Below are 21,608 nucleotides of genomic sequence, written 5' to 3' on the forward strand. Positions count from 1 at the left end.
GTGTCTATTTATCCAACTATTAGATAACTAACATTTTTTATGACTCATTTCTTTAATAAATGTTTTTATGACGCATTTCCCACTAATTTCGATTGTAAATAATTACTTAAAGAGTAAAATAAATACTGATTGTCATCAGTATCACTTGTTTTCAAAGCGTTATTAGCCTAAAATCAGCCCCTTTATCACTCATTACACCTAATGATCTAGTGCTTTTTCTGAAAAACTACTTCATTAGACCCATCAAAAAATAATTCAACAATGCGTTCATTACCTAACAAAAAATAATTCAACAATGCGTTCATTACCTAACAAAAAATAATTCAACAATGCGTTCATTACCTAACAAAAAAAGCCACCCCTTGAACATTTTATACATTGTTCAAAGGATGACCCTTTTCAATTATCTATTTGGTGATTGCCTTGCTTATACAAGTGTTTTAACGACTTGTTGACAGCGTGGACATAAGTTTGTTAATTCGCCAACTGTATCTAGTTCTTCGCTGTAGTTCCAGCAACGTTCACATTTTTCACCGTCAGCATGTGTGATTTCGACTGTCGCGTGTTGGTATGTTTGACCTGCTGGTGCATCTACCACTTCAACTTGAGACACGATGAATAATTGGTTTAAGTCTGTGAAACCTTTTAAGAATGCCACTGTATCGAATGATTCACTATTACCGATACGAACTTTGGCTTCTAATGATTTACCGATAACTTTTTCATTACGTGCCGCTTCAAGTGCACGGTTCACATCATCACGTAATGCCATAAATTGTGACCATTTGTCTAATAATTGTTGATCCACTTCTTGTGCTTTTGGCATTTCTGTTAAGTGAACACTTTCGACAGTTTCTTGTTCAATATGTGACCATACTTCATCTGCTGTATGCGGGATGATTGGTGCTAATAATTTTGTCATATTGACTAAGATTTCATAAAGCACTGTTTGCATGCTACGACGTTTGTGAGCTGATTGTGCTTCGATATATAAGATGTCTTTACCGTAGTCTAAATAGAAGTTACTTAACTCAACGTTGATAAAGTTTTGAACTTCTTGGTAAATATCAAGGTAGTCATAATTCTCAAAGTGTTCTAACGTGCTATTCGTAAATTCACGTAAGCGATTTAAGATGTAGCGATCTACTTCTAATAAATCACTTTCTGCAACTTTGTCTGTTTCAGGGTTGTAATCATTAATGTTACCAAGTAAGAAACGTAATGTGTTACGGATTTTACGGTACACATCAGCTACTTGTTTCAAGATATCATCTGAGATACGAACATCCGCAAGATAATCCACTGAACTTACCCATAGACGTGCAATGTCGGCACCTTTTTGTTTTACGACAGTTTCAGGTACGATAACGTTACCTAACGACTTACTCATTTTTTTACCTTCGCCGTCCATAACGAAACCATGTGATAACAACATTTTGTATGGTGATACGTTACGTGTTGCGACAGATGTTGTGATTGATGAGTTGAACCAACCACGGTATTGGTCACTACCTTCCAAGTATAAGTCCGCTGGGAAGCTTAATTCTGGACGTGTTTCCAATACGCCACGGTGTGAAGAACCTGAGTCAAACCATACATCCATGATGTCTTCTTCTTTAGTGAAGATACCGTTTGGACTACCTGGATGTGTGAATCCTTCTGGTAATAAGTCTTTCGCATCGCGCTCAAACCAGATGTTAGAACCGTGCTCTTCAAATAAATCAGCCACGTGGTATACCGTTTCTTTTGTCATGATGATGTCGCCATTTTCAGCATAAAATACTGGAAGTGGTACACCCCATACACGTTGACGTGAGATGACCCATTCGCCACGGTCGCGGATCATGTTGTAGATACGTGTTTTACCCCAGTCCACTTTGAATTTCGTTTGGTCGATTGCGTCTAAGATATCTTGACGTACTTTTGAAATTGACGCGAACCATTGTGGTGTCGCTCTGAAAATAACTGGTTTTTTCGTACGCCAGTCATGTGGGTAACTATGCGTGATAAAGTCGAGTTTTAATAACACGCCTTTTTCTTTCAACAATTCAGTGATTTCTTTGTTTGCTTTATCGTAGAACATACCCGCAAATTGACCTGCTTCTTCAGTGAAAACACCTTTCGCATCAACTGGGCTGATTACTTCTAAGTCGTATTTTTGTCCAACGATATAGTCATCTTCCCCGTGTCCAGGTGCTGTATGTACACAACCTGTACCCGCATCTGTAGTAACGTGTTCACCGTTGATTACAAGTGATACACGATCGATGAATGGATGTTGTGCTTCTATATATTCAAGGTCTGAACCTTTCACTTCTTTTTCACGGACGATTGTTTCTTTATCCCAACCAAGTTGTTCAGCTACTTCATCTACTAACGCTTCAGCTACGATATATTTCGTACCCTCAACATTCATTTGAACATATGTTAATTCCGGATGTACACTAATCGCAACGTTCGCCGGTAATGTCCAAGGTGTAGTTGTCCAGATGATGAATTTCGCATCTTCATCAACGACGCCTTTCGCATCTTTCACATCAAACGCAACGTAGATTGATGCTGAACGTTTGTCATGATATTCGATTTCCGCTTCTGCTAATGATGATTCACTAGATGGTGACCAATACACAGGCTTTTTACCTTTATAAATTAAGCCACGGTCTGCCATTTCACCGAACACACGGATTTGTGCGGCTTCATATTCAGGTTTTAATGTTACGTATGGGTTATCAAAGTCCCCATTGACACCTAAACGACGGAAATCTGCTTTTTGATTTTCGATTTGTTCCATCGCAAACGCTTCACACATTTTACGGAATTCAGCGGTAGACATTTCTTTACGCTTCACACCTTTTTTAGTTAACGCTTGCTCGATTGGTAAACCATGCGTGTCCCAACCAGGTACGTATGGTGTATAGAACCCTTGCATTGTTTTGTAACGTACGATAAAGTCTTTTAAAATTTTATTCAGTGCGTGCCCCATGTGCAGGTTACCGTTCGCATACGGTGGACCGTCATGTAAAATGAAGTGTGGTTTACCTTCATTCTTTTTCAATAACTTGTGATATAAATCTTGTTCACGCCAAGTTTCTTGAATTTGTGGTTCTTTGTTTGGTAATCCCCCACGCATTGGAAATTTTGTTTTTGGCATTAATAACGTATCTTTGTACTCCATATCCCTTACACTCCTTTATACTAGAAAGAACTCTAAGCTCAACTAACAGGGACGGACATACCGCGGTACCACCCTGATTAACTCAGCTTAGAGTTCTCTCGTTAAAATATATTGATATTAAAAAGTCAGTGATACAAGAAAAGGTCATCCGCCAGGCTCGCACCGTCCCTAGCTCGCTGCTGTCATCACTTATTTTTCTTGCTTGTCTGCCTCTTTTGATTCAGTTTTTTCTTGTTTTTCAGTTTCTTTTGGTTCGCTTGCTTTGTCAGCTTCCGTTACATCTTGTTCATTCAAATGTGCAAAGTTTTCTTCTGTTACTTGTTGCGCATCCAAATCATAGTTAAGCAAGTAGTCCCAATCATCGTTCTTTAATAAGTCTAATTGTGCTTCGACTAACATTTTAAAACGAGAACGGAAAACTTTTGATTGGCGCTTCATGTCTTCTGTTTGGAAAGCCATGCGACGTGCCTTTTCAAGACTATCGTTCACAATGCGCTCACCTTCAGCTTTAGCTTTAGCAATCATCACATCGTGTTCTTTTTGTGCAGCTGCTTTTGTCTCGTCTGCCGCGCGTTGTGCACTGACAAGCGCTTCACCGACTGATTTTTCAACTTCTTTGAACGATTGAATGTGTGATTCACGTTCAGCTAAAACCTTTTCGAGTTGTTTCTTATCTTCTTTAAGACGTTCAATCTCACGCGATAATTCGCTCAAGTAAGATTCAACTTCTGTCGGTTCAAAACCATTCTTAATTCGTGTAAATGATTTATTTTTAATTTCGCTTGGTGTATAAGCCATTACAAGTGCCCTCCTCCATCATACACTATTTGAATAATGTTTGATAGGTTATTCTTAATTTATCTTTTTTTGTACGATCACCAATGGCGGTAATACGTGCTCTACCAAAACCTTGGATAGATAATAAATCGCCTTGTTCGAGTTGGTAATCTACAGCTTCTATCACAGTATGATTGACCTTCACACGCTTACGTATAATCAGTTCTTTCGCAATTGTTCGTGATTTGCGCACCATTTCTTTCAGTATGACATCAAGACGTAGTGCACTCACGGTCGCATCAATTGTTTGCCAGTATGCTTTAGATTGTACCATATCTTGGAGTGGAACGACATTGAGTTTGACTGTCGCACCTTTAATCTTTGTTAATTCCATCATGATATAAGATTCTAGCTGATTTGTCAAAACAAACTGTGTGCGTTCACCAACAATAATATCCCCCACTTGTTCTCTTTCAATTCCTAACGACATAAGCGTCCCAAGTATATGCGGGTGTTGAATCGTCACAAACTTCTCCGGATAATCAATCTCAATCAACGATAATTCAAAATCTGCTTCATCCGGTACATAATAATCCGGTGCTATAATGGCACGACAACGTTCCGCATCTACACCACCATTGAAATGGACGGTCATGTCCGGAAAACTGCCCACAATCACTTCTAAAATATATTGACCACGTGGATCTAAAAAGTGTGTTAATACCGGCGCATATTGCTGCGAAGCCATTCTCACTTTATCTAATAATGTATCGATGATCGGTTGTTCTTCTGTTCTAAAATGCTGATATATATCCAATTGAAATACCGCCAATCTTTAAGTATACGAAAATCCCGTTGTAAGACATGACGTCCTAGAACGGGAAATGAAGTCGAGGTTGGGACAAAATCTGCTTTGAGACACCGTATATAGGTTTTCCATTACACAAATTTATTATGTCACAGCCCCGCAATTATTTAATATAAATGTCTAATAATCATGTTGTAAATCGCAACAATCCCTTGAGAAAACAAGTTCAAGACGATAAATGCGACAATGGGTGACAAATCAATCATACCAAGCGGTGGAATAAAGCGACGGAACGGCTCTAAAAATGGCTCATACAACTTCGCCATAAAGCGTCCAACAACACTTTCACGCGCACCCGGTAACCATGACATGAAAATATAAATAATCATCCCAATTGTATAGATACGTACGACAAATAGAATAAAATTCGTAATCGTTGATAATAGTTCTATGCTCATACAAGTCTCCTTATTCGTATTGTGTCTCCATTGATTCGATTTGATCTGTAATACTACCTGCCACTTCTACGTTGTCAGGTGTACATAAGAAGATATCCGCACCAACACGCTGAATATCCCCGCCAATGGCATAGACCGTTCCACTTAGGAAATCAATAATACGTTTTGCTGACACTTGATCAATACGCTGTAAATTCACAAGCGTGGCACGACGATTTTTAAGTTCATCTGCAATGTCTTGCGTGTCTGAAAATACGCGTGGTTCAAACAAGCACATTTTAGAGCTACCATTTTGATCCACTTCTGGCGTCTGATTCATACTAACCACATTCCCTTGTCCTTGATAATTCGCTTGCTGCGGCACTTGATATTGTCGCTCATTCTTCGGTGTTTTGATACGAGTTGGTTGCTTCTTAGGAACAGATTGTATCGCACGTGGACGTTCTGGTGCTTGCTTCGTCGCTTGTGGCGCTTCTGTTTGCTGTTTGCGTTCTTGTTGCGGCTCTTCTACAAACGTATCTTCTTCCTCTTCAATCGTAAAAAACCCGTTGAACAAATCTTTAATTGCCATGTGTTCACTCCTCTTTTCCTACTAGACGCGTGCCAATCCTTACAAATGTTGCGCCTTCTTCTGTTGCGATTGCGTAATCATTACTCATGCCCATCGATAGCTCCGTACATGGTGCATGTGAAAGATTAAGCGCTTGGATCTCATCACGTTTATGTTTAAGTTGTTTAAAAATCGACTTCAAATAAGCGGTGTCATCTGTATACGGTGCCATCGTCATTAAACCAACGACGCGAATATGTTCGTACGCTTCAAGCATCTCAATGAATGACTGTACTTCTTCCAAAGCAACGCCATGCTTGGACGCTTCACCCGATACATTGACTTGCACAAAACACTTAATTTCATGTTCAGCACGTTTGTTAATCTCTTTTGCTAAACTTTTGCGGTCCAACGCGTGTAAATAGTCCACCTCATTGATGACATCTTTAACTTTACGCGATTGCAATGAACCGATAAAATGCATTGTCACATCATCAGGAAGTGCTGCTTTCTTCTCTAGAAATCCTTCTAAACGATTCTCTCCAAAATGACGTAGCCCAGCATCATAAGCCTCTTGAGCTCGCTCTATTGTAACATATTTTGTTACGGCAATCACGTTTGGCAATGACGCTTGATCGTTATCCGGAACATGTGCCGCCAAGGTCTTTTCAATCTCAGACAAGTTTTGTTTAACAGACATCTTCATTCAACGCTCCTTCGTTTGATTGTGATATGAATGCAAGCATCCGACCTGTTTGTCCTTGTTCAACACGATATGAGAAAAAGCAGTCCAATTCTTCAGAAGTCGCATGCTTTGTCGTATAAATATTTGCTTCTGGTATGCCATAGTGCACACATAGCAATCGATTGGCGTGCTTCAAATCAATGCCATGTCGGTTGTCATCGCGTGTATCGATATAGTCAGCTACATCGATTGGGAGTTCATTAAACTGCGCAAGAATATCATCGTTAATTTCATATGAATTCGACGTTGCAGGTCCGATGACGACAAATAAATCTTGTAAGTCGTATGGAAAGTGCTGAATCAGCTCATAGACAATTTGTTGAACGGTGCCTCTCCAACCAGCATGGACCAGCCCAATAAAATGATGTTTCGGACTATAAAAATAAATTGGTACACAGTCTGCATAGCACATCGTTAGCACTGTATCGTCATCATACGTATACATGCCATCAACACCATACAACACATCATTCGATAACGAATCGATGTTTTTACCTTGATCAGCTGCCGTTATCTCAACAACTTGATGACCGTGCGTTTGAATTGGGAACACCCAATGTTCACGAGGAATACCAATTTCTAACGCAAGTATTTGTTGATGTCGTGTCACGTTTTCAGGTGCGTCATCGATATAACGCGCCATATTAAATGCCTGTTTCGGATATGGACTCTGACCGCCTTGTCGCGTGGTAAACCCAAGTGTCACACCGTGCGTCTTTGCCGGTTCATATGCTAAATGATGTGGTTTTTGAACAAATGCTTCCATCGCACACACTCCCTTCAACCTTCTGCACGACAACGTATATCGTTTTCAAAAACGACTTGAAATACGAAATGCTAGGACAATGAAGTAATGACATTTGCCCTAGCACTTTCGTTCGTAAGTTCTACATAGATTGCTTCGTGATAGTCAGCAATCTTTTATATTTAGCCTAACGCTTAAGATTAACGACGTGTTCTTCTTGAGCGTCTTTCTTCTCTGTTACGGATGAAGCTTGGAATGTCATCATCAGCAGTTGTGTGCGCACGAGCGCTGTCTGCTTCTTTATCTTGTGATGATGTCACACCGCCACCAAAACTTGATTCTTTTGGTGCTGCTTGTGTTGCGCTTGCACCAAAGCCAGAATGACCTTGTTTGCGCGCTTGTGATGATGGTTTGTCTTCAAAACCAGTTGCGATAACTGTGACAACAATCTCATCTTGTAATTCTGGGTTAATAACTGTACCGAAGATCATGTTTACATCTTCATCAGCTGCATCTTGTACGATATCCGCTGCTTCTTGCGCTTCGAATAATGATAAAGATTCGCCACCAGTAATGTTCATAAGCACACCTTGTGCACCTACGATTGAAGTTTCAAGTAATGGTGATGAAATGGCTTTTTTCGCCGCTTCAACAGCACGGTTTTCACCTGAAGATACACCGATACCCATTAATGCTGAACCTTGGTTAGACATAATTGTTTTAACGTCAGCAAAGTCTAAGTTCACTTCACCAGATACAGCGATTAAGTCAGAGATACCTTGTACACCTTGACGTAATACGTTATCTGCTTCTTTGAATGCTTCCATCATAGGTGTTGATTTGTCAACGATGTCTAATAAACGATCGTTAGGGATTACGATTAATGTATCAACTGCAGCTTTCATAGATTCTACACCAGCAGCTGCTTGTGTTTGACGTTTACGCCCTTCAAAGCTAAATGGACGAGTGACAACACCAACTGTTAATGCGCCCATTTCTTTTGCGATTTTGGCTACAACAGGCGCTGCACCTGTACCAGTACCGCCACCCATACCAGCTGTAACGAATACCATGTCTGCACCTTGAATTGCATCTTCAATTTGTTCACGTGATTCTTCAGCAGCTTTTTTACCGATTTCAGGGTTTGCACCTGCACCTAAACCACGTGTTAATTTTTCACCGATTTGGATTTTAGACTCAGCTTTAGATAAGTTTAAAGCTTGGCCATCAGTATTAATTGCAATAAATTCAACGTTGTTCATACCGTGGTCGATCATACGGTTTACAGCGTTGTTACCGCCACCACCGACACCGATAACTTTAAGTGTCGCCAAATGATTAAATCCTTGTTCAAATTCTAACATTTAAATTTCCTCCTAATCTTTGTAGCCAATCAATCAAACAGAGATTTCATAATTTTTTTGAATTTACTTTCCTCTTGTTTTGGTTCACCGTTTTCAGCGTCTGTGTTTTCTACATGTGCGTCGCCACTTTCATAGTCTGAATACGCTTCTTGTGACTGATCTTGTGGCTGCTTTTTCGGTTTTCTCTTAAAGAATGACTCAAATCCACCTGTTTTTGTTTCATGAGAGCGTGCGTCATTTTCAATTACTTCTTCTTCAATTTCCTCGTTATCATGATTACTAATTGTAACATAATCTAACAACTCATCAAAAGCAATACTGCTAGAAATTGTAGAAATTGCTGAAGAAAATTCAGGTTTGCGAATACCCATTTGTGAAGGTGTATGAATACGTACCTTTTCACTTACCATATCTTGTAAAAGTTCTTTAACGCCTAACAAGTTGGCCGAACCACCTGTCACGACAAAACCACCGTTGACTTTCTTCAAGTCAAGGTCTTCTAAGATATCGAATACCGCAAAGAAAATATCTTCAACACGTGCTTCAATGACATCACTTAATTCTTTTTGTGTGTATTGTGCGACTTCTTCAGAATCAAGTTGTTCTACTGTAAAGACATCTTGATCGGAAGCTGAGTCGTAAAATGCGTGACCATATTGTTGCTTAATCTTTTCAGCTGCATCGTATGTTGTATTTAAAAATTGTGCAATGTCATCTGTAATGTGACGACCTGCCATTGATACAACATCAGCATCGAAAAGTTCACCGCGTTCATAGTACGCAATTTGTGTTAAGTCTTCACCAATATCAATCACACACGCACCGAGTTCACGCTCAGTTGGTGTCAAGATTGAACGGTAGTTGTATGAGTCAGAATATACATCCAACACGTCCACACCACTAGATTCAACACATTTAATCATGTTGATAAGGATTGATTTGTGAATCGCAATAACACCTGCATCCACTTGTAATGAATGACGTGCAACGAGTTCTTTTGGATCAGACACTTCATTGTCATCATCAACCACAAAGCGAATTGGGAAAACGTTGACAACTTCCGTATCCGGTTGGTCGTTTTTATTGCGAATACCTTCTAATACTGTTTCAATATGTGTTCCGTCAATTTCTGTATCTTCATGGAACTCAATCTTATTTGATTCATCATATACTTCTGTACCAACGATTGGTAATTTCAAGAAAACTTCTTTAATATCTATGCCTGATGCGATAGACGCTTTTTTAATTGTGTCTTTAATTGCTTGTTTCGCAATATCAAAATCATCAATTAAACCATTTTTGATTCCACTTGTATAGGTATGCCCTGTACCTATCACATTAATTCCGTTGTGAAATTTTTCACCAACGATTGCTTTCACGCTTGATGAGCCGATATCTACACTAACATAATAATGCTCTTCCATAGATAGGCACCTCCTGACAGTTGTTTACATTTTTACACTATTATAAGTTTACAATAACACTCTACTAATGTGAACTATAAACCTGTTGAAATTCTAACTTTTTTACGGATTTACTCGAGGTTTCGACATTAATAGAAACATTCAATTTAAGTTTGAGATTTTATGTGGAAGGCAATAGCTGAAACACATCAGTTGCACGCCTCAATCATAGCCTCTTTTAGTTGTCTGCTTTCTCGCCCTCTTTAATTTTGTTCAATGCTTTTTGTAATTCATCTTTCGCTTCATCTTCTAGTTGCGTTTTGCTTTCAACTTGTTGTGAACTTGCTGAACTATTGGCGTTGTCTTTAAGATTTTCAAACGGAATAAAAGTTGCACCAACTGATAAATCGATAAAGCCTGATTTTATCAGATTACCTGTTTCATCCTTTTCCAATGCTTGCGACATACTTGGATAGTATTTAAGTTTGCTAGCGATTGTTTTTGTATTGCCCAATACTTCAATGCCGTCACGCATATAAAGACGAATAAGATGCGGCTGATTCTTTTTCGGTTCGTATACAATTTCAGAAATCTGTGCTCTTATCGTGCGATCCATTTTCTCAAGTGCTTCAACTAATTGCTGTTTTTCCGTCCCTTTAAATCCTTTAAGATACGGAGCTTCATTTGGCAATGTGTCATTAAAGTCTTTAAGAATTTGGCCGTTTTCAATAACAGGTACTTCTTTGTCTTTAACAGTCATAATACCGACAATATCATGCTCAGTTATGTCAACGTGTATCGAGTTGAACAGTCCTTTTTTAATTTCCGCTTGTTTAATCAGCGCGTGTTTCTTTATTCGTTTTTCCGCTTGGCCACTATCGTATGAATAAACTCTTGTATCTTTTTTGATGTTAAGTTCTTTTTTGATGTTCTCAGTTGCTACGTAGTGATTACCACTTACCGTCACTTGCTTAACAATACTGATTGGCGAATACATGTAGACGAGAATCAATACGACTAACAACACAAGCCCTAGCACAACACCTAGTTGAATGCGGCGCCGTTTTTTCAATTGGCGCATACGTTTTTCTTTGAGAAATGTATTATCAATTTTTGGGATTTCTTCTGTCATTCAATCCACATCCTTAATGTGATGGCAAATGATTGCGAAATGCGTTGATGAACATTTCACCGCGCTGTTCAAATGTATCATATTGGTCCCAACTTGCACACGCCGGAGAAAGTAATACCACATCGTTTGGTTCAATGACTTCTTGTATTTTATTCACTGCGTCTACAACATCAACGGCACGGATGACTAACTTACCTTGGCTTTCTCCGAGCTTGACGAACTTTTCTTGCGTTTCTCCAAATGCAACCATGACGCGCACATTGTTCATATATGGTATCAAGTCATCGAAACCGTTACCGCGATCAAGTCCACCGCATAACCAAATAATCGGTTGTTTGAAAGACTTTAATGCGAACTGTGTCGCAAGTGTGTTTGTCGCTTTTGAATCGTTGTAATATTTATTTGTTTTATTATTACCAATGTATTGCAGGCGATGTGAGATACCAGAGAACGATGTTAATGACTGCACAATCGCACTTACTGATACACCTGCTAAAATAGCCGCCATCGTTGCTGCTAATATATTTTCCAAGTTGTGCGTTCCTGGTAACACAATATCATCTAAATGGATAAGGTGAATGCCTTTGTAAACAATGTAGTCATCTTCAACGTAAATACCGTCTACCGCATGTTCCGTTGAGAAGTATAAAATTTTAGCTTTAATTTTTGACGGATCGATTAAATGACGTTGTTGATAGTTAAAAATCAAATAATCACTTTCTGTTTGATTTTGGAAGATACGTTTTTTCGCTTCTTGATATTCTTCCAATGACCCGTGGTAATCAATATGCGCTTCATAAATATTTGTCACAATCGCAATATGCGGACGATAATGTTCAATACCTAATAATTGGAATGATGATAACTCTGTAATGAGATATTCATCTGCACGCACATCTTGTGCAACTTTTGATGCCACATAACCGATATTCCCTGCCAAGTGACCTGTTTCACGGCTTTTGTTAAACATATCCCCCAACAAAGAAGTAACTGTCGTCTTACCATTCGTTCCTGTAATCCCAATAATTGGCGCTTCAGAAATTAAATAACTGAGTTCCACTTCCGTCAATATTTTTAAACCTTTCTTTTGCGCTTCTTGTAATAATGGGACGCTGTACGGAATACCCGGGTTTTTAACGATAATTGGATTTTCATCTAACAATGCGAGTGGGTGTGAACCACTAACCACGTTAATCCCAAGTGCTTCCAAATCCTTTGCATGTGGGTCTTGAGACAAATCTTTGCCGTCATTGACTGTGACATCTGCGCCAAGTCGATGCAATAACTTCCCTGCTTCATAGCCACTTTTCGCCATGCCTAGTACGAGTACTTTTTTACCTTTTAATCCTGTATAGTTTATCAATTAGCTCACTCCAATCCATAAGCCGATAAGACCTGTGATAAAACCGACTGACCAAAATACTGTAACAACTTTCCATTCACTCCAGCCTACAAGCTCGAAATGATGATGTAATGGACTCATTTTGAAGACACGTTTGCCAGTTAGTTTAAATGATGTTACTTGAATCATAACCGATAATGTTTCGATTACAAACACGAGTCCGATAAATAATAATGATAGTTCTTGATTTAACATAATTGATACTGTCGCAAAAATGCCACCAAGTGCCAAGCTACCTGTATCTCCCATAAATACTTTCGCAGGGTTAATGTTATATGGTAAAAAGCCAGCAAGTGCCGCTACCATAATGATACAGAATACGCCGATTGCAGGTTGCTCTAATACAAAACTCATAATGGCATACACTGTAAAACCGATAATAGATAATCCCGTTGCAAGACCGTCTAATCCGTCTGTTAAGTTAACCGCATTTGAAAAGCCAACTTGCCAGAATACAATAAAGATGACATATGCGAATGATAACGGGATTGATACATCTGTAAACGGTAAGTTAATATCCGTTGAAAAATCAAATGCGTTAAAGCCTTTTGCCACAATAAAGAAAATGACTGCAATCACAATTTGTGCTAAAAACTTCTGCTTACTTGTTAAACCTTGGTTGTTCTTTTTTACCACAATAATATAGTCATCAATAAAACCGATTAAACCAAATCCAATTGTTACAAAGAGCAATAATAATAACGGACTTGCCGGTTCAACAAAAATACTTGCGATAATCGTTGTAACAATTGCACCAATCAAGAATGTCAAACCGCCCATTGTTGGTGTCCCAGTTTTTTTCATATGACTTTGTGGTCCTTCTTCACGAATGCTTTGTCCGAACTTCATTCGCTTTAGTGTTGGAATTAAAATTGGTACTAATACTGCTGTAATAATAAATGCGATAACTGCGCTAATGATTCCCATGATAGTCTCCTTTAAAATAATTTGTCATGTTTCGCTGTTATTCATAGTTAGCATAAGTGAAAAGGTGGTCACCCACCTTTTCACTCGCTATTCAGCTTCTTCAGATTTCAGTTCAACTTCAATCGTTGTTTTCTTATCTATCGGTGCTTGCAAGCCAACCGATTGTGATGTTACAAAGCCGCTACCTTTTACTTTCACCTTCACGCCTGTCAACGACTCGAATGCCACGATATCATCTCGCGTCCACCCGGTCATATCTGGCATTGTTAAGTCACCGTTCGTCAATAGCAAGACTTTACTGTGTGGTAATAATCGTGTATTGGACGTTGGACTTTGACTTACAACTTTATCGCCGAGTCCAATGACAACCGGTTTCAGTGACTTATCCTCCAATGCTTTCTCTGCTTTCTCAACAGATTTCTCAGTCACATCCGGTACTTTATTAATAGCCACTTTTTCATTAATTTCATCGTCACCAACGTTTAAATATTGCAAGGTGTTTTTCATAATCGGGATGAATGCACGACTCACACCCATTTCATACGCTTCTTGGTCACGTTTCTGCGCTAAGCTCATACCAGCATATACGACGATACGTGGATTTTTGCTCGGTGCGTGCCCCATAAAACTTGAAAAGTAAGGGTTCGGTCCTTGTACATAGCCGCCGTTTTCAGGATCGGCAACTTGTGCTGTCCCTGTCTTACCAGCAACTCGATAGCCATCCACCTTATAATGTGATGCATGACTCTTCTTGCTGTTAACAACTAAGTCTAATTCTTTCATGACTTTCTTCGCTGTTTCCGGCGTTACTGGCTTACCTGTTACTTCACGTTTGCCTTTATAGAATGTCTCATTAGACACTGGATTCATCACAGATTCTACAAAATATGGTCGTACCATTTCGCCTTTATTGAAAAATGCTGATTGTGCCTGCAACATTTGCGCCGGTGTCACCGTTGTAGATTGACCAAAGGCACTCGTTTTCTGCATCAATTCATTTTCCCATGCAATGTTACCACTCTGTTCACCATCAAAAAGACTCCCCGTCGACTCACCAAAGCCGAACTTCTCATACCATGACTGCATCTTATCCGCGCCAACAAGGTCTTGTAATTTCATCATTAACGTATTAGATGAATAAGTAAAACCAAGGCTCATTGGGATTTCTCCCCACCCTTTTTTGTTCCAGTCATAGATACGTGAACCTTGAATATCACGATAACCCGATTCATATTTCTCTTTTGGCTTAAACACACCTTCTTGGATCGCCGCTGCTAGTCCAAACGTCTTAAATGTCGAACCAGGTTCATATAAGTTTTGGTAAAGATCATTCGCCCACTTTTCTCCAAAGTCTTCGCCCGTTTCAGGGTTAAAAGTAGGACGTTGACTGTATGCGAGAATTTCTCCCGTTTTGGCATCCATCACGACCGCAAACAAGTCTTTTGGTTTATAGCGCTCAACCATTTTATCAAGCGCTTCTTCAACAAATACTTGTATATTGGCATCAATCGTTAAATGCACGTCATCGCCACGTTGAGGTGCCACTTCATTCTTAGAGTTTGGAATAATGTAGCCCCAAATATCGCGTGTATACTGTGCGTGTCCCTTTTCGCCTGATAGATAACTATCAAAGATTTTTTCCACACCGAGTGCACCTTTCAGTTCGCCCGTGTCAGGGTCTTTCTGTGCCATTCCGATTAAATGTGAGGCGAAGTTACCATTTGGGTAGAAACGTTGCACTTCTGGATATAACGTGATACCAGGCAACTTCATATTCTCAATTTTTTCTTTGTCGTGATATGTTAAATTCTGTCCTGCCTTACCAAATTCAACTTGGAAGGCTTTCTTCATGCTGAGTCGTTTTTCAATATCTTTTTCTGACATATCAATGACTTTCGCTAGTTGTTTGGCTGTTTTCTTTTTATCAACGACGTGCCTTGGCTCTTTCGACTCTTCACTTGCTCGTTTATCAATAACGGCTGCGAGACGAAAACGGTCGACATCTTCAGCAAGTACTTTGCCGTTACGATCATATATTTTACCGCGTTCTGCAGATTGATCTAACTGTGACAAATATTTCTGATTGGCACGCATAATAAGATCTTCACCAGATGACTGGCCAGATAACATGACGTAACCATACCTTAAAACCAATGAAAAAAAGAGCAGCCCGAGTACACCAATCAGGAGGACTGCTCCTAGTTTATTTTTTTTAATTTTAATTTTTCGTTTCGCCATCTTTACGCACTACCTTTACATTCTCATTCTGTAGACTCATGCCTTGTTTTTGAGCTTTGTCATAGATACGTTCATAAGAAGCATTTTTCATTGTTTCTGATTTTAATGCGCTATTTTGACTAGATTGTTGTTCGATTTTTGTTTCTAAATCTGCAATTTTACCTCGTGTGTCATATGCGTCCATTTTAAGTGACAACATAAAAATACTAATTGCAGCAATAATAGTTACTAAAGATATGTATAGTAGCTTTTCAAAGCGTGTAAACTTGACTACTACTTGCTTCTTTACAGTTTTTTGCTTACGTGTCGATGTCTTAGGGGTACTTTGTGGCTCTGCCATTTGCTGTTGGTACGGTTCATAAATTCTTTCTACAGCCATAATTATCTGCTAGCTCCTTTACTTTAATATTTCTGCGACTCGAAGTTTTGCACTTCTTGCACGGTTATTATCTTCTAAATCTGAATCACTTGCCACGATTGGTTTACGGTTTACACGTTTTAACTTTGGTGTATACGCTTCAGGAAGTACTGGCAACCCTCTTGGTACGTCTGGTCCCTTTTCATACTCTTGGAACATCTGCTTGCACAAACGATCTTCTAAAGAGTGGAAAGTGATGACCGAGATACGCCCTTCAACTTTCACACGTTCGATAGCTTGTTCTAGTGAATCTTCAAACGCTGCCAATTCATCGTTTACTGCGATACGAATGGCTTGGAATACACGTTTTGCAGGGTGCCCGCCTTTACGTCTTGCTTTTGCCGGAATCCCTTCCTTGATGCACTCAACAAGTTCTAACGTTGTCGTAATCGGTTGCACTTCTCGTCTTGCTTCTATTTTACGCGCAATTTGTTTTGAGAACTTTTCTTCGCCGTAACGGAAAAAGATTTTCACCAAATCTTCGTACGCCCATTCGTTCACGACCTCGTACGCAGATAGCGCTTGTGTCTGATCCATTCTCATGTCGAGCTTCGCATCATGATGATAGCTAAAGCCACGTTCAGGTACATCAAGCTGTGGACTTGAAACACCTAGGTCGTACAAAATACCGTCAACCTTATCTATCCCTAAATCATCTAAAATCTGATTCAAGTTTCTAAAATTATTATGCACAAAAGTGACTTTATGCAAGTCATCACGCAACTTTTCTTTTGCATGTTCAATCGCTGTCGTATCTTGATCAATCGCAATTAAACGTCCTTGATCAGATAGCTGACTTAGAAGGTATTGTGAGTGTCCAGCGCCACCGAGTGTACAGTCAACATAGACACCATCTTCTTTGATATTCAGTTGATCGACTGTCTCTCGTAGTAAAACGCTAATATGATGAAACACGCCAAAACCTCCGATATATTAAAAATCAAAATCAATTAAATCCTCTGCTATTTCTTCAAAATTCTCTTCAGATTCATCGTAGAAATCATTCCATGTTGCACGATCCCAAATCTCAATACGGTTAGAAACACCAATAACGGTACATTCTTTATCAAGATTCGCATATTCACGCAATTTTGCTGGAATATTAATACGTCCTTGCTTGTCGATCTCCACTTCAACGGCACCCGAGAAGAACATACGCATAAATTTACGCGCATCACGTTTTGTCATAGGTAAGGTTTTCATTTTGTCTTCTATCGTTTGCCATTCTTCAAGTGTATAACCAAACAAACATTTATCAAGGCCTCGTGTGATAATGAAACGTTCATTTAAGTCATAACGAAACTTAGACGGAACAATCATACGCCCTTTTGCATCAAGCTTATTTTCATATTCGCCCATGAACATTTCTTCTCACCTCACCTTATTTATAATTTACCACATCTCACCACTATCCTCCACTAATTCTGTAAAAATCATCAAATTTTATCAAAAAAACGAAAAAAGAGGATCATTCGTATAAAGCGAATCATCCTCAAATCGTTGGTATATCTATAGTTTCACGATAATTTGATCAAAAGTGTAGCGAAGTGGAGGGAAAGTGGAGGACGCGTACATATCTACCCCATTTTCATTGAGTAATTGTAGCGGATTCCACACACGCTCCTGTAACCCTTCCATCGGGTGAAGCGTCCCTTCCAACACTTTGAAGTGGCGCATACTAATCGCATTCTCACGTGCAATATTATTTAAATAGCGCGTTTTCAAATAGTTGTATTGATACATTTGAATGCCGTGGTTTTTCTCTAACAAGTTTCGGTTATCTTCAGACTCAGACATTTCCTGTGTCAACGTCTCATAAAACGCTTCTTGTTGGCGCTTCATCGTTTCAATTTGTTCTAAAACAACATCTGACGCTAGCGCACGGATAAAACGTTGACGTGCTGGCTTCGTTCCTGACGCAATGACATCTGCAAGTGGCAAGTCATATTTCTCTAGTAACTTTTCAGTTTGTCCAGAAACATAAGTGATGCGCATACGTGGCAACACGATAGGCATTTCAATATCGAACAGACGAAAAACATCGCATAATTCTGCCCAATATTTAATCTCACTCGGTCCACCGACAAAGGCAACTGTATTGAACAACCACTCCTGCATTAATGGTCGCGTCACCACATTGTTTGAAAAGCGTTCTGGTTCTGCTTCAACAAGTGCTAACAACGCTTCTTTTGAGTATGTCTTATCACTCTTGCTAATGTGATATGCCCCATTTTCATATTTAAGCAGTTGACGTTGGTCATCTTCATGTAAGAATAAATGCACATTCGTTCCTGTCATAATCATTTCTGCAAGACCTGCTGCAGTGGTTTGTGCTTGGACACTGCGAAATGCGTGATCAACCGCTTCATGCTGTTCAATCAACTGACTTAACATCGGCTTCTCAATCGCTCTTAACGCCTCATGTTGCGCATCAATTAACAAAATACCTTGTTCACCAAAACAACGTTGTACAATTTGTTTGAAACAATCCACCCATGTTGTCGATTGTTCAATCATACGTTCCATTTCTGCAAACAGCGATTTAGAGTGTCGTGTTTCTGGTAACGTTTCAAAAAAGCGTACTAATACTTCGTGTAATGCCTCTTTATCTGGAACATAACGTGATACCGTTGTTTCAGGTGGCGTCATCGTATGGTACTTCACCTTATTCAATTGACCTGTACGCTGATTCATCGTGTACGTATGGTTCACTTCATCAAAGTCATGGTCCTCCCCAGCAATCCAAAACACTGGCACAACACGTTGATTGTATTCTGATGACAATTCATTTGCCTTCGTAATAATCGATAAAATTTTATGAAATGTATAAAGTGGACCTGTGAACAAGCCTGCCTGCTGCCCACCAATCACGACTTTTGCACCTTCTGATAAGGCTTTGATATTCTCTTGTTGGGTGTCTGTGAGCACTAAATCTGACATATAATCACGAATCACAGATGCAACGGCTGCCTCTCTCCCATTGTTCTGATGCGCCATACGCTGGTCGTAGCTTTCAGATTGATTTGGATCATACGTATAAAACTGCAAAATTCGCGCATCGTGATTCGTATAGTCTTTAATAAACGAATCCGATTCATTAATCGTGATATTTAAACACTCCATGCTCATTCTCCTTAACTAGTATTCGTTATCAGTATAAAGGTTGCATGCGTATCTGACAATTTTACGGCTTACTTCAATAACTTTCAGAATTGCGTTATAATATAGGAAAGAAAACAAAGGGGGTCATCTAATGGCGAAAGTAACACATCTTGATATTAACTATAAGACGGAGGAACTATTCGAAGCATTCCGCAAAGATTTCGGCAACAAAGATCTTTACCTTGTTGATGAACTGCACGGAGAGATGATTGATGCAAGTTCAGACTCTCCATTTTACGGTATTTATGTAGGAGAAAAGATTGTGGCGCGCATGGCGTTATACCGTAAAGGTGAAGTAGAAGAGACGTACTTCCCTGACTATGACGATTACTTAGTCGTGTGGAAGTTAGAAGTACTTGAACCCTATTGGAACAAAGGCTATGGTTCTGCATTACTTGAATATGCGAAATCACTCGGACATCCGATTAAAGCTATCGCCCGATTTGAATCAAAAGGCTTCTTTGTAAAAAATGGCTTTGAAGACTTGGAAGCTAAAAATGATGACGGTCACGATATTTTAGTATGGGCACCAGAAAATAAATAACTATGTTAAATGCCACATGACGCGTATGTTTCACCTGTCATGTGGCATTGTTTTATAACCAACCTTGTTCCATTGCTTTACGCCACGCATCAAAGCGATTCTCTGCGTGTAACTTTTCGATAATAATAGACGTGTAATTTCGAATCGTTCCATCTGATAAATAAAGCGTTTCGGCAATTTCTTTACTTGTCAGACCTTTGCCTATTTCTTTTAGCACGAGTTGCTCCTTAACTGTCAGCGGATTTTTGTATTGTAGCAGTGACGTCATTAACGACTCGCTGTATTCTTTTTGTCCTGCCATGACACGCTTAATTGTCATCACTAAGTCATCAACAGAGCGTTCCTTTAACACATACGCGTCTACGTCATTTGCAACAGCACGTTCAAAGTATCCTGGTCGTTTGAATGTCGTTACAATAATGACTTTGGTAGCTAAGTCCGCTTCTTTAATCGCTTTTAACTCTTGTAGTCCTGACATTTTCGGCATTTCAACATCTAAAATTGCGACATCCGGTTGCTGATCACGAATGACTTGTAACGCCGCTTCCCCGTCCGCAATATCTGCTAATACCGAAATCTCATCATGCAGTGAAAATATTTGAACCATCGCATTGCGTAACATTTCTTGATCTTCTGCCACCACCATTGAAATCATTAGCCATCAGTCCTTCTTCTAAATGTAATCGTGAGTAATAAGCCTTGCTGTAAATTTTCGACATTGAACGTCCCGTCTAACGTACGCACACGCTGACGAATACTTTGAAAATCATCATCTGTCACATCTGTCATGCCAACACCGTCATCTTGTAGCGTTAACGTCATCAAATCATCATCTTCTTCAATACGACCGACAACAGTCGTTGCTTGCGCGTGTTTAATAATATTATTGACCATTTCTCTCAATACCATCGCCAAAGTCGCTTGTTTCGTTGGACTCAGTGTCGCTGTACGTTCCGCTCCTTCAAACTTAAAAGCAACATTTGCATGATTCAAAAGCCGTTCCATCGACTGCACTTCATCCACAAATGATTGTAATTTCACATTTTCCACAATCCCACGCACCTTGACGAGCGCATCTCGTGACAACTGATTAATACTTTCTACCTCTGTCTTAGCTTGAGCTGTACGTTCATTTTCAAGTAGTTTTGTTGCCAGTTCAGATTTAATACTAAGGCTCGCAAAAATATGGCCAAGTGTATCATGTAAATCTTGACTAATGCGTGCCCGCTCATTTTCCGCAATCAGCATATTAATATACTCATTTTTCTTCAATAATTCATTTTCTAATTGTTGTTGTTTCACACTATTCATATTCGCTATCGTCATACCGATTAAGACAACTAACATAGGTAACATCACGACGACTAATTCTGGATATTTGATGGTGATCATCACAACCGACAGTATCATGCTCACGATATATAACCGCATTTCGAATGATTTAAATGTGGCATGAAAGACAAAGGGCACGATATATGCTGAATAAAAATAAAAGTAAAAAAAGTAGCCGCCGAAAAAGAAAATAAAATAGACAATCCCTACATAGTGCATGAACAAAATAAAGCGTCGCAGTGTTAGGCGTTCAGTCAAATCCACAAAGCACATCCATATATAACCCATAATATACTGTGCCGTCATCAATATACCTAGCCACAACGCACCTTGATACTGCCCTATCGTCAATGCGATAATTGGAAAAATACAATATACTAAATTAACAGCTGCAATCTGATTTTGCTTAATTTTTGCTAATATCACGT

At 39.3% G+C, this 21,608-nt stretch carries 20 protein-coding genes; 1 reads left to right on the top strand and 19 read right to left on the bottom strand.

Going from position 1 to position 21,608, the window contains the following annotated elements:
- Window positions 1–427: 427 nt before the first annotated feature.
- From ileS to bshC, 17 genes are all read right to left on the bottom strand, one after another.
- On the bottom strand, window positions 428–3,175 hold the full coding sequence (gene ileS / locus CD122_RS10945) for an isoleucine--tRNA ligase (protein WP_103358979.1): 2,748 nt from the start codon (window positions 3,173–3,175) through the stop codon (window positions 428–430).
- 189 nt (window positions 3,176–3,364) lie between these two features.
- Window positions 3,365–3,973: a DivIVA domain-containing protein gene (locus tag CD122_RS10950; RefSeq protein WP_103358980.1), complete on the bottom strand. Its 609-nt coding sequence runs from the start codon at window positions 3,971–3,973 to the stop codon at window positions 3,365–3,367.
- Between the two features lie 25 nt (window positions 3,974–3,998).
- Window positions 3,999–4,769, bottom strand: coding sequence for a YlmH family RNA-binding protein (locus CD122_RS10955; protein ID WP_103358981.1), 771 nt, complete (start codon window positions 4,767–4,769; stop codon window positions 3,999–4,001).
- Between the two features lie 158 nt (window positions 4,770–4,927).
- The gene (locus CD122_RS10960; protein WP_103358982.1) at window positions 4,928–5,218 is read right to left on the bottom strand and encodes a YggT family protein; all 291 of its coding nucleotides are present in this window, start codon (window positions 5,216–5,218) and stop codon (window positions 4,928–4,930) included.
- A gap of 10 nt (window positions 5,219–5,228) precedes the next feature.
- Entirely contained in the window at window positions 5,229–5,789 is a 561-nt protein-coding gene (locus CD122_RS10965; protein ID WP_103358983.1) for a cell division protein SepF, read from the bottom strand.
- A gap of 4 nt (window positions 5,790–5,793) precedes the next feature.
- Window positions 5,794–6,468 carry a YggS family pyridoxal phosphate-dependent enzyme gene (locus tag CD122_RS10970; protein WP_103359010.1) on the bottom strand — a complete coding sequence of 225 codons (675 nt, stop codon included), beginning with the start codon at window positions 6,466–6,468 and terminating at the stop codon, window positions 5,794–5,796.
- Window positions 6,458–7,279 carry a peptidoglycan editing factor PgeF gene (gene pgeF / locus CD122_RS10975; RefSeq protein ID WP_103358984.1) on the bottom strand — a complete coding sequence of 274 codons (822 nt, stop codon included), beginning with the start codon at window positions 7,277–7,279 and terminating at the stop codon, window positions 6,458–6,460. Before pgeF ends, CD122_RS10970 begins: the two co-directional genes overlap by 11 nt.
- A gap of 179 nt (window positions 7,280–7,458) precedes the next feature.
- Window positions 7,459–8,622 (bottom strand): cell division protein FtsZ, encoded by a 1,164-nt coding sequence (gene ftsZ / locus CD122_RS10980; protein WP_103358985.1) that lies wholly within the window; start codon window positions 8,620–8,622, stop codon window positions 7,459–7,461.
- Window positions 8,623–8,651: 29 nt separating this feature from the next.
- Window positions 8,652–10,046, bottom strand: a complete 1,395-nt coding sequence (ftsA, locus tag CD122_RS10985) for a cell division protein FtsA (RefSeq protein ID WP_103358986.1) — start codon at window positions 10,044–10,046, stop codon at window positions 8,652–8,654.
- 217 nt (window positions 10,047–10,263) lie between these two features.
- Entirely contained in the window at window positions 10,264–11,157 is an 894-nt protein-coding gene (locus CD122_RS10990) for a cell division protein FtsQ/DivIB (RefSeq protein WP_103358987.1), read from the bottom strand.
- A gap of 13 nt (window positions 11,158–11,170) precedes the next feature.
- Entirely contained in the window at window positions 11,171–12,520 is a 1,350-nt protein-coding gene (murD, locus tag CD122_RS10995) for a UDP-N-acetylmuramoyl-L-alanine--D-glutamate ligase (RefSeq protein ID WP_103358988.1), read from the bottom strand.
- Complete coding sequence (gene mraY / locus CD122_RS11000; protein ID WP_103358989.1) at window positions 12,521–13,486, bottom strand: phospho-N-acetylmuramoyl-pentapeptide-transferase; 966 nt, start codon at window positions 13,484–13,486, stop codon at window positions 12,521–12,523.
- 87 nt (window positions 13,487–13,573) lie between these two features.
- Window positions 13,574–15,724 (bottom strand): penicillin-binding protein, encoded by a 2,151-nt coding sequence (locus CD122_RS11005; protein ID WP_103358990.1) that lies wholly within the window; start codon window positions 15,722–15,724, stop codon window positions 13,574–13,576.
- On the bottom strand, window positions 15,705–16,103 hold the full coding sequence (gene ftsL, locus CD122_RS11010; RefSeq protein WP_103358991.1) for a cell division protein FtsL: 399 nt from the start codon (window positions 16,101–16,103) through the stop codon (window positions 15,705–15,707). Before ftsL ends, CD122_RS11005 begins: the two co-directional genes overlap by 20 nt.
- 18 nt (window positions 16,104–16,121) lie before the next feature.
- The gene (rsmH, locus tag CD122_RS11015; protein ID WP_103358992.1) at window positions 16,122–17,057 is read right to left on the bottom strand and encodes a 16S rRNA (cytosine(1402)-N(4))-methyltransferase RsmH; all 936 of its coding nucleotides are present in this window, start codon (window positions 17,055–17,057) and stop codon (window positions 16,122–16,124) included.
- A gap of 18 nt (window positions 17,058–17,075) precedes the next feature.
- Window positions 17,076–17,507, bottom strand: a complete 432-nt coding sequence (mraZ, locus tag CD122_RS11020) for a division/cell wall cluster transcriptional repressor MraZ (protein ID WP_103358993.1) — start codon at window positions 17,505–17,507, stop codon at window positions 17,076–17,078.
- Between the two features lie 144 nt (window positions 17,508–17,651).
- Complete coding sequence (gene bshC / locus CD122_RS11025) at window positions 17,652–19,265, bottom strand: bacillithiol biosynthesis cysteine-adding enzyme BshC (RefSeq protein ID WP_103358994.1); 1,614 nt, start codon at window positions 19,263–19,265, stop codon at window positions 17,652–17,654.
- A gap of 130 nt (window positions 19,266–19,395) precedes the next feature.
- Here bshC and CD122_RS11030 point away from each other — a divergent pair, with 130 nt between their 5' ends.
- A complete protein-coding gene (locus tag CD122_RS11030) occupies window positions 19,396–19,848 on the top strand; it encodes an N-acetyltransferase (RefSeq protein WP_103358995.1) in 453 nt (150 codons plus the stop codon).
- Window positions 19,849–19,900: 52 nt separating this feature from the next.
- Here CD122_RS11030 and CD122_RS11035 read toward each other — a convergent pair whose 3' ends face one another.
- On the bottom strand, window positions 19,901–20,503 hold the full coding sequence (locus CD122_RS11035) for a response regulator transcription factor (protein WP_103358996.1): 603 nt from the start codon (window positions 20,501–20,503) through the stop codon (window positions 19,901–19,903).
- The gene (locus tag CD122_RS11040) at window positions 20,503–21,606 is read right to left on the bottom strand and encodes a sensor histidine kinase (RefSeq protein WP_103358997.1); all 1,104 of its coding nucleotides are present in this window, start codon (window positions 21,604–21,606) and stop codon (window positions 20,503–20,505) included. Before CD122_RS11040 ends, CD122_RS11035 begins: the two co-directional genes overlap by 1 nt.
- Window positions 21,607–21,608 lie beyond the last annotated feature (2 nt).

The organism is Staphylococcus rostri (assembly GCF_002902145.1).
GTDB lineage: Bacteria > Bacillota > Bacilli > Staphylococcales > Staphylococcaceae > Staphylococcus > Staphylococcus rostri.

Bases quoted from the DNA above. Each gene is read 5' to 3' on its own strand.
- ileS (WP_103358979.1), bottom strand. From the start codon at position 3,175: ATGGAGTACAAAGATACGTTATTAATGCCAAAAACAAAATTTCCAATG.
- CD122_RS10950 (WP_103358980.1), bottom strand. From the start codon at position 3,973: ATGGCTTATACACCAAGCGAAATTAAAAATAAATCATTTACACGAATT.
- CD122_RS10960 (WP_103358982.1), bottom strand. From the start codon at position 5,218: ATGAGCATAGAACTATTATCAACGATTACGAATTTTATTCTATTTGTC.
- CD122_RS10965 (WP_103358983.1), bottom strand. From the start codon at position 5,789: ATGGCAATTAAAGATTTGTTCAACGGGTTTTTTACGATTGAAGAGGAA.
- CD122_RS10970 (WP_103359010.1), bottom strand. From the start codon at position 6,468: ATGTCTGTTAAACAAAACTTGTCTGAGATTGAAAAGACCTTGGCGGCA.
- pgeF (WP_103358984.1), bottom strand. From the start codon at position 7,279: ATGGAAGCATTTGTTCAAAAACCACATCATTTAGCATATGAACCGGCA.
- ftsZ (WP_103358985.1), bottom strand. From the start codon at position 8,622: ATGTTAGAATTTGAACAAGGATTTAATCATTTGGCGACACTTAAAGTT.
- ftsA (WP_103358986.1), bottom strand. From the start codon at position 10,046: ATGGAAGAGCATTATTATGTTAGTGTAGATATCGGCTCATCAAGCGTG.
- CD122_RS10990 (WP_103358987.1), bottom strand. From the start codon at position 11,157: ATGACAGAAGAAATCCCAAAAATTGATAATACATTTCTCAAAGAAAAA.
- mraY (WP_103358989.1), bottom strand. From the start codon at position 13,486: ATGGGAATCATTAGCGCAGTTATCGCATTTATTATTACAGCAGTATTA.
- CD122_RS11005 (WP_103358990.1), bottom strand. From the start codon at position 15,724: ATGGCGAAACGAAAAATTAAAATTAAAAAAAATAAACTAGGAGCAGTC.
- ftsL (WP_103358991.1), bottom strand. From the start codon at position 16,103: ATGGCTGTAGAAAGAATTTATGAACCGTACCAACAGCAAATGGCAGAG.
- mraZ (WP_103358993.1), bottom strand. From the start codon at position 17,507: ATGTTCATGGGCGAATATGAAAATAAGCTTGATGCAAAAGGGCGTATG.
- bshC (WP_103358994.1), bottom strand. From the start codon at position 19,265: ATGGAGTGTTTAAATATCACGATTAATGAATCGGATTCGTTTATTAAA.
- CD122_RS11030 (WP_103358995.1), top strand. From the start codon at position 19,396: ATGGCGAAAGTAACACATCTTGATATTAACTATAAGACGGAGGAACTA.
- CD122_RS11035 (WP_103358996.1), bottom strand. From the start codon at position 20,503: ATGATTTCAATGGTGGTGGCAGAAGATCAAGAAATGTTACGCAATGCG.